General features: G+C 51.4%; 8 protein-coding genes. 1 reads left to right on the top strand and 7 read right to left on the bottom strand.

The annotated features are described in order from the left end of the window. Positions 1 to 87: 87 nt before the first annotated feature. From ACI31J_RS05965 to ACI31J_RS05935, 7 genes are all read right to left on the bottom strand, one after another. On the bottom strand, positions 88 to 501 hold the full coding sequence (locus ACI31J_RS05965; protein WP_439773521.1) for a rhodanese-like domain-containing protein: 414 nt from the start codon (positions 499 to 501) through the stop codon (positions 88 to 90). Positions 502 to 522: 21 nt separating this feature from the next. Then, positions 523 to 1,494, bottom strand: a complete 972-nt coding sequence (locus ACI31J_RS05960) for an ROK family glucokinase (protein WP_439773520.1) — start codon at positions 1,492 to 1,494, stop codon at positions 523 to 525. Between the two features lie 20 nt (positions 1,495 to 1,514). Continuing rightward, positions 1,515 to 1,754, bottom strand: a complete 240-nt coding sequence (locus tag ACI31J_RS05955; RefSeq protein WP_439773519.1) for a YqgQ family protein — start codon at positions 1,752 to 1,754, stop codon at positions 1,515 to 1,517. Between the two features lie 4 nt (positions 1,755 to 1,758). Then, entirely contained in the window at positions 1,759 to 2,418 is a 660-nt protein-coding gene (locus tag ACI31J_RS05950) for a rhomboid family intramembrane serine protease (RefSeq protein WP_439773518.1), read from the bottom strand. A 3-nt stretch (positions 2,419 to 2,421) separates the two neighbouring features. Further along, complete coding sequence (locus ACI31J_RS05945) at positions 2,422 to 2,976, bottom strand: 5-formyltetrahydrofolate cyclo-ligase (protein WP_439773517.1); 555 nt, start codon at positions 2,974 to 2,976, stop codon at positions 2,422 to 2,424. Positions 2,977 to 3,196: 220 nt separating this feature from the next. Then, positions 3,197 to 3,346 carry a 50S ribosomal protein L33 gene (gene rpmG / locus ACI31J_RS05940; protein ID WP_104688004.1) on the bottom strand — a complete coding sequence of 50 codons (150 nt, stop codon included), beginning with the start codon at positions 3,344 to 3,346 and terminating at the stop codon, positions 3,197 to 3,199. A gap of 137 nt (positions 3,347 to 3,483) precedes the next feature. Further along, a complete protein-coding gene (locus ACI31J_RS05935; protein WP_439773516.1) occupies positions 3,484 to 5,589 on the bottom strand; it encodes a peptidoglycan D,D-transpeptidase FtsI family protein in 2,106 nt (701 codons plus the stop codon). 204 nt (positions 5,590 to 5,793) lie between these two features. Between ACI31J_RS05935 and ACI31J_RS05930 the strand changes: the two genes are divergently transcribed. Further along, the gene (locus ACI31J_RS05930) at positions 5,794 to 8,394 is read left to right on the top strand and encodes a YfhO family protein (protein WP_439773515.1); all 2,601 of its coding nucleotides are present in this window, start codon (positions 5,794 to 5,796) and stop codon (positions 8,392 to 8,394) included. Positions 8,395 to 8,398 lie beyond the last annotated feature (4 nt).

Below are 8,398 nucleotides of genomic sequence, written 5' to 3'. Positions count from 1 at the left end.
ATCCAGTCTCCTGTTTTTTTATTTTAATTGCGGAAAACTAATTGCAAGCTTCGCGTCAACGCGCGCTTTTTCTAGTTTTCCAGCTTTCTAGTACTTTGCCTTCTTAGTCTTGCCGTCCCAGCTGTTATAGCCACCCTTCAGGATGTACAGCTTGTGATAGCCATGCTTGCCGAGGAAGGCCGCAGCTTGGGTGCTGATCGCCATCCCCTGGTCATACATATAGACGGGCAGGTCCGGCCGCAATTCGTTGTATTGTTGACGCAGGTAGACGTACGGCAGGTTCCGAGCACCGAGGATGTGCCCCGCCTTAAATTCGGCCTCTTGACGCAGGTCGATTACCTGGGCCTTCCGGATCCCCTTTTGGAATTCTTCCTGATCCAGGACAGTTGCGTAGTGGTTACGCCGCCAGTATTGGAAGATCCAAGTTAACAACCAAGCCAGCAAGAGAATGATGACGACAGCGTTGAAAATTAATAAACCTTGACTAACTCCTAAAACCACGATTAGTTCGCCTCGCTATTACTAATCATTGGCAAACTGACGAGCCAGTGAAGCCGCACCGATTACCCCGGCATCGTTACCAAGTTCAGCCAGCTTGAGTTGCGTAGAAGTCCGCACAGTTGGGAAGGCGTACTTTTCAAAGTTGGCCTTAACCCGCTTCAAGAGAAAGTCACCAGCAGCGGAAACCCCACCACCAATAACAACGTATTCTGGATTCAAGATGTTACTCAGGTTTGCGCAAGCCAGACCCAGGTAGTGAGAAACCTCATCGACAACCTTGTTGGCCAGGTAGTCGTTTTCCTTGGCCAGGTCAAAGACGATCTTGGAAGTGATCTCGTCACCATTGTCGATCATGGCCTTCAGGCGGCTGTTACCCTCGTATTCTTCAGCCTTGTCCTGAGCAATGTGAACAACCCCGGTTGCGGAAGCGTATTGTTCCAGGCAGCCACGGTTACCACAGGTACAAAGGTAGCCGTCTGGCTGGACGATCATGTGGCCAACCTCACCACCGGCACCGACTAAACCATGAATCAGCTTCCCGTTGGAGATGATCCCACCCCCAACACCAGTACCAAGGGTGATGAAGGCAACATCGTCACCTTCGTTACCAGCACCCTTCCAGCGTTCACCAAGGCCGGCAACGTTGGCATCGTTATCCAGGGCAAACTTCATCCCGGTACCTTCTTCGATAGCATCCTTGACGTTTTGGGTGGTCTTCCAGTTCAGGTTGTAGGCACCGACAACGGTTCCCTTGTCCCGGTCGATCGTTCCTGGCGTTCCCATTCCGATCCCGATGAATTGATCCTTATCCATCTTGTACAGGTCAAGGTGGTGGTTGATTGATTCGATGATGTCAGGGACGATGTGGGACCCTTCATCAAGGGTGTTCGTCCGAATTGACCACTTTTGTTGAATCTCACCATTTTCCGTCAAAATTGCAAACTTGATGGTCGTACCACCAAGATCAACACCAAATAACTTCTTGTTTGCCATAATAATTCCTTTCCTGGGGATTAGTACAGTTTCCCCGTTTGTTCTCGTTTCAATTCTTCTCGATGTTCCTTACGCAGGACAATCTTCGCTTTCATGTAAATCGACTGATCAATTACACCGGCCTGGTGGAGGTTGTCAAGCTCAATTGCCATCAGTTCAATATCGTACAGGCGTTTGCCAACGTATACAAACACATTGAACTCCTTGAGCAGCTGCTGAACATCGTATAGTGTCCTAAATTCGCGTGGAATCATTGCCATTTTATCAGCTCACTTCCCAAATCAGGACTAGGATACCAACAATCAACACTATCGCGCTCAACCAGCGTTTGTTTTTCGCCACTGGCCCAATCTTAGGGGCGGCTACGACATATGCCATCAAAAAACCGGCGAACAGGCCACCGATGTGCCCCGCCAGGTCAATACCGGGAACCAACAAGTCGGTCCCAACGTTCAGCAGGACCAGGATTAAAAACTGGCGGCTGAGCTGGCGAATCGCCAGGTTATTCCGGAAAGACTCACCTAGCATCAAAAAGGCCCCGAACAAGCCAAAAATCGCTGTGCTGGCCCCGGCTGCCAGGCTGCCTGACAACCAGTAGGCACTGCAAAGGTTCCCCGCAATCGCACTGACAAAGTAGATGACCAGCATCCGCCAGTGGCCAAACAACTGCTCAATGTAGAGACCCAGGAAATACAGGGTCAGGCTATTGATCAGCAGGTGGGTGAAGCCAATGTGAACAAAAACCGGGGTGATCAGACGCCACCACTGTCCTGCCCGCAAAAGCTCCGGCTGCAGAGCCCCAAAGCGAACCAAGACCGCCGGATTAGTCGAACCGCCGGCCAAAGTCATCGCCAGATACACCAAAACCTGGATTATGACTAGGGTAATGGTGACAGGGGCTAGCGACCAGGTACGCGATCTCATTGGCTAGCACTCCGCCAAGGTTAATACCTTGGCAATCTGTTGGTCATGCTCGTCCGGCTGCCATTCACCGGCCGTAGCCAGTTGGGTCGGCAGGGCCAATGCAATCGTATCGCCATGGTACCTGCTCAGGTAGCGGTCATAGTAGCCGCCGCCAAAGCCTAGCCGCTGGCCGTCTTGGGTGAAGGCTACCCCGGGAACGACCATCAGATCAATCTCGTCGGGACCAAACACACGACCGTCTGCCGGCTCAAGGATCCCAAAGGAGCTCTCCGCAAAGTTAGTACTCTCTGTAAGCTCAACGAACTCCATCTGCCGCTTGGGAAGGGTCCGGGGAACCACCACTGTCCGCCCTTCGTGACGGGCGTGCAGCAAGATCGGGGACGTGTCGATCTCAAACGACTGGCTTAGAGTCAATGCCACCGTTTTGGCGCGCATCCACTCGGGCTGGTTGAAAAGCATCGATGTCAAACGTTTCTCTTCGCTAAGACGGGTATTAAGATCTAGCTGTTGCAGACGCGCAATGTAGGCCTGCCGCAACTCATTCTTGGAATACGCCATTATTCTCATATCTCCCCTTTATACAAAAAGATAAACGGTTACAAGAATACATTATTACAGGTCCGCCTATTTTTTGCAAGCGTTTTTTCATAGGTGAACCTATTCACAACTTTTGACTCATTTGAAAGTTAATTCACTTGACCCGCACTTTCACTTCTAAATATAAAAAAACCAGCAATTGCTTAATTGCAATTAGCTGGTTTGATGAACTAAGTAATAATTACTTAGTTTCGCGGTGTAATGTCACCTTGCGTTCCCGTGGGCAGTACTTCTTTAATTCAAGCCGGTCGGGATTGTGACGACGGTTCTTGCTGGTTAAGTAAGTCCGCTCGTGGCATGAAGTGCATTCAAGGGTAATGTTGACACGCATGAGTTATAACCTCCAAACTTTATTTGATCTTAATTGGTTATTTATCGTAACCCTAACTCGTACAACTATATCATTTATTAATTGTTTTGACTAGTGATTTGGCAAAGTTTGTTAAGGAAATTACCTTGACAGTGGCTCTATTCGCCGTCAGTAAAGCCTTTTGGTGACTGAACCATCTTCCAGTAAGCCTGGAAAATCTGCTTCGTCATGTTCAGGTTGGCGCCCCCATCACTGTTCGTGCAGCCCGGAATGGCCAGGGCAACAACCACCTGGGGGTCATTCGATGGCGCAAAGCCGGCGAAACTCAGGGTCGTGGTCTTATGTCCCTCCGAAACCGTTTCGGCCGTCCCGGTCTTCCCAGAAATGGAAGGCTTAACGCTCGCCAGTGCCTTACCAGTGATGTAGGTATTTGAACCGTGAACCACCTGGTAGAGTCCCTGGTGAACCACATTGAAGTAGGACTTCGGTGCGGGGATCACCTGTTGGACCTGCGGCTGGGTCGTGTATTCGACCGGCCCCAGCTTACCATTGCTCTGGGTTCCACGGATTTCCTTAACAACGTAAGGACGCATTCGATTACCGCCATTGGCAATGGTCGACATGTATTGGGCCAGCTGGATGGTGGTGTAACCATCATAGTTCCCGTATGCCAAGTCCAGTGCTGAACCAACGTGCTTCTCGTCAGACGGCCCGGTGTACCCAGCCGTTTCCCCCGGCAAGTCCACCCCAGTCTTTTGACCCAGGCCAAACATGTTGAAGTAGTATCTTTCCTTGTTAAAGATGCTTGGCTTCAAAGTCAGCTTGGCATTATCGTGGTAATCCATGCCCCCCTCCTTCATGATCAATTGCATCATGTAGGAGTTTGACGAAACTTCCAGAGCAGTCGGCGCGTCGACCGACATGTCAGCCGAACCGGTATGATTAAACCAGGAACTCTTGGTAGAAATCCCCTCGACCTTAATTGGTCGGTCGACCAGGGTGTTATTAGTCGGAGTAATAACACCGCTCATCAAACCACCCATCACCGTAGCGGGCTTAACGACCGACCCCATTGTGATTGGGTGGTTGATGGCTCCAATCTGATCATCGGTCTCTTTACCAGTCTTCGGATCCCGATCGATCCCGGCCATGGCAAGGATGGCCCCCGTGTGCGGATTCATTACGACCGCATATACCCCAGAGGAGTAGGCATTACCAGCAGACGAATAGTTGTCCTTCAGGATCTGTTGGACCTTGTTTTGGAACTTGGAGTTAACGGTCAGAACCAGGTTGTCCCCTTTCTTACCAGGGTACTTGACGACTTCCTTGGTGACGTTATTACCGTTCGTGGTAACCTCAGTCTGGGACTTGGAACCCGCCAGCGTGGCCTGGTATTCCTTTTCGAGGTAGCTCTGACCCACGCTATCGTTTCGTGAGTAACCTTGGGACAGCAGACTGTTGACCTCATCGCTCGGCAAACCGGTAGTGGAAACCGTCCCGGTCAGACTCTGGACGCTCTTTCCTTGCGGGTAATTACGCGTCCAAGCAGTCCCGATCTTGACCCCGGGCATCTCGTTAAGGTGCTCACCGACCGCCGCAAGCTCGCTGGCCGTGACGCCGGTTTCCTTGATGTAGGTTGTCGACAGGGAGTATGCCCCACTCATGGCCGCGTAAATCCGGGCGTTATTATTCTGCTGACTGGTCAGGTGCCAAGCATTCGGGTGGTTGCTCAGGTAGTCGATGGCTTTGTTGTACTTGTCGTCATCACTATCTTCACTACTGGTCTTCACGTGCCTAAGAACGCTGTTCAGGCGGCCTTTGTCCGCCAGATAATAGTCTTCCTCATTCCGGTCAGTCAGGCGTGAGTTCTTGTTAGTAACCGTCACATACCTGCCCAGCCGGTTAGCAATCTTGTAAAGGTCGTCCGTGGTGACGTTAGAGCCCTTAGTATAGGTGATTGCCTGGTGGGTCTGATTACCAACCATGACGTTGCCCTGGGAGTCGTAAATCATCCCCCGCTGAACATTGTTGGTCTGAATCGAGGTATCCGAACGCTTAACCTCAGCCTTATATGCGGTCCCATTCAGCACTTGCAGATAAAAGAGCCGGGCCGTCAGCATCAACAATAGGATGCCGACAATCCATAGCAAGAGGTTCAGCCGAAACGGGATCACCGACTGCGCACTGCGCTTCTTTCGATTTTGCGAATTAAACAATCTTTTTATTCGATCAAAGACTTTCACAAGAACTAAATTCTCCTTCATTGTAGTGACTCTTATTTTACCAAATTTTATCATCGGGCGCAGAGGCTCTTACCACTACTAACTTAAAAATAATACTCTTTATTTATGAAAAAATGAACACTTAAGTATCATGATTTACTTAAATTTAATCCTTCAAAGACGATTTCTGCTGCCAGATCGGTATATAATATTCAGCGATACTAATAAGGGAAGGAAAAACTCGTTGTGAATCGCCTTAATCAGAAAAAACAGCATACACTGATATTGACCGGGAGTTTCTTAATTCCGGTCATCATAATGGGCGCCTACTTCGCTTATCGGCAGATGGCACCCTTTGGCCCAAGTAGCCTCCTCACCGTTGACCTCGGTCAGCAGTACGTTGACTTTTTTGCCTACTTCCGAAATATCTTCCTCCACCACCCGGGAGCCCTCTTTTATTCCTTTAGTAAGGGACTAGGTGGAGAAATGCTGGGGACCAACGCCTACTACCTCTTCAGTCCCCTCAACTTGATCCTCCTCTTCTTCCCCGGACGGTGGCTGACCAGCGGCATCATGGCCCTCACCCTGCTCCGCTATGGCTTGGCAGGGCTAAGTTTTGCCTGGCTGATGCTCAAGACCCGGCTGCAAAGCGGCACCCGGATCTGGGCCTTCAGCACCGCCTACGCTCTCAACGGTTGGATGATTGCCAACCAGCTCAATATGATCTGGCTCGACGCCTTAATTCTCCTGCCGTTGATTGTCTGGGGATTAATCCGACTCATCCATGACCAGCGGCCCGGTACCTATATCGCCTGGCTGGCCGTCATGATGGTCGACAACTACTACATGGCCTGGATGATCTGCCTGTTCACGGTCCTCTTCGTCCTCTGGCAGCTGCCTACCCTGGCAAATTGGCGGGCCCGCATGCGGATCTTCGGAGTCTACGTCGTCAGTTCGGTGGCTAGTGCCGGCATCGCGGCAATCGTCCTCCTGCCCACCTTCTACGCCCTGACCACCAGTAAGGGCACCTATACCGAAAACGTCATCAATAACAAACTGGAGTACCAGCCGCTCAAGATGCTTGGCAAGCTGGTGCCCGGCTCATTTGATTTCAACCAAATGCCTAGCGGCCAGCCCAACATCTACATTGGAATGCTGCTCATGATCGGCGCCTTCCTTTACTTTTTCAATTCAAAGGTTAAGTGGTCACAGCGCCTGGTCGCCGGGCTCGTCACCATCTTCTTTATCCTGTCATTTTGTTACGAACCGCTGGACCTCCTCTGGCATGCCGGACAGTTTCCGGTCTGGTATCCATACCGGTTTTCGTTTATCTTCGCCTTCTGGTGCATCATGCTCGCCGCCCGGACCCTAACACCATCCTACCAGCTCCACTGGCCGGGCGCCCTCGTCATCTTAGTGCTCAGTGGGCTCATCTTTTGGGCAACGGGCCAGCTAAAGCTCTCGTACCTGTCAACCAGTCAGCGGATGATCGGTCTGGGCTTTGTGATCGTTTCACTGGCCGCGCTGATGATCGCCCGGCGAAATTCGCCTCGCTTGTATGACTTTCTCATCATTCTGGTCGTCGCCTGTGATGTTGGCACCAGCGCCTTCACCAGTCTCAACAAGATTGCCTACGTTTCCCAGGATGAGTTCGGTAAATACACCCAGCAGCTCGACCAGGCCAGCCGGCAACTTAAAAAGCATGATTCCGGCTTCTACCGTATTGCTAAGACCTTCATGCGGACCAAGGATGATCCAATGCAGGGTGACTTCTATTCTGCCGATCACTTTGGCTCAACACTGGAGCCGCCGATTCCGGCGTTCATGGGGGCAATTGGCCAACCAGCAGGGGATGGCTTTGTCAGCTACGACAACGGAACCCAAGTCAGCGACGCCCTGCTTGGCTTCAAGTACACGATGACCGCCCGGCACCACGGGGTGATGGATGGTGACCAGATCATGCCGTTATCCGGTTACCGGCCTGATTGGGCCCCGCTGCCAAAGGTTGGCCAAACCAAAATGATCACCAGTCGTAAGAATTCTGCTGCGCTCCCGATTGCGTTTGGGGCCAGCTCGGAAATTTTCCAACTCGGTAAGGCGACTTTAGATCCGCTCAGCTACCAGTCCCAAATTTTCCAGGCATTGGCCGGCCGACCGATCAACAAGCCGTTATTTACCGTCCAGAACTTTACCTCCGTTCAGTTTAATAACGTGCAGGCCGCCCATCAAATCACGGGAACGACCTTCAGGAAGCAAAATCTCCTGAAGCCGGCCACCATTAAAATGAAATTCACCCCGCCAACCAATGACTCCTATTACCTCACACTCGGTCCCGAAGTTAAGGAAAACGCGACAATCAGTTTGAATCGGCGGGACTTTAGCCAGTACGATACTTATCGGGATACTGTCGTGATCAACCTGGCCCACCACCAGAAGGGGAAGCCGGTTACGATTACCTTCCGCCTCAAGAAGACCAGTGTTTGGCTACAAAACGTCAGCGTCTACCGGTTGAACCAGCGGGCCTTCAATAACAGTTTGAAGACGTTGCAGCAGTCGCCACTGAAGGTCGAGAAAGCCACGCCAACCAGCATCAAGGGAACCGTCCACATCCATCGTGGACAGTCCGCCCTCATGACCACCATTCCTGCGGCCACCGGTTGGCACGTCCGACTTGATGGTCAACGTGTTCAACCGCGGACCGTCATCAGCACCTTCATGGCCTTACCAATCACCAGCGGAACCCACCAGGTTGAATTTTACTACCGGCCGCCATTGCTAATTCTGGGCACAATCATTACCGTCGCCAGCCTTGGTTTGACTTGCTATATTATTAAACGCCGCTACTAAAATA

Origin of the sequence: Limosilactobacillus sp. (genome assembly GCF_051873075.1) — a bacterium.
GTDB lineage: Bacteria > Bacillota > Bacilli > Lactobacillales > Lactobacillaceae > Limosilactobacillus.
Note: the sequence above shows the minus strand (reverse complement) of the source record. Positions and strands in the feature narration are given on the sequence as shown.

What these genes read in the sequence shown, in the direction of transcription:
- ACI31J_RS05945 (WP_439773517.1), bottom strand. Translation starts at nt 2,976, where the DNA reads ATGGCGTATTCCAAGAATGAGTTGCGGCAGGCCTACATTGCGCGTCTG.
- ACI31J_RS05935 (WP_439773516.1), bottom strand. Translation starts at nt 5,589, where the DNA reads ATGAAGGAGAATTTAGTTCTTGTGAAAGTCTTTGATCGAATAAAAAGA.
- ACI31J_RS05950 (WP_439773518.1), bottom strand. Translation starts at nt 2,418, where the DNA reads ATGAGATCGCGTACCTGGTCGCTAGCCCCTGTCACCATTACCCTAGTC.
- rpmG (WP_104688004.1), bottom strand. Translation starts at nt 3,346, where the DNA reads ATGCGTGTCAACATTACCCTTGAATGCACTTCATGCCACGAGCGGACT.
- ACI31J_RS05960 (WP_439773520.1), bottom strand. Translation starts at nt 1,494, where the DNA reads ATGGCAAACAAGAAGTTATTTGGTGTTGATCTTGGTGGTACGACCATC.
- ACI31J_RS05955 (WP_439773519.1), bottom strand. Translation starts at nt 1,754, where the DNA reads ATGGCAATGATTCCACGCGAATTTAGGACACTATACGATGTTCAGCAG.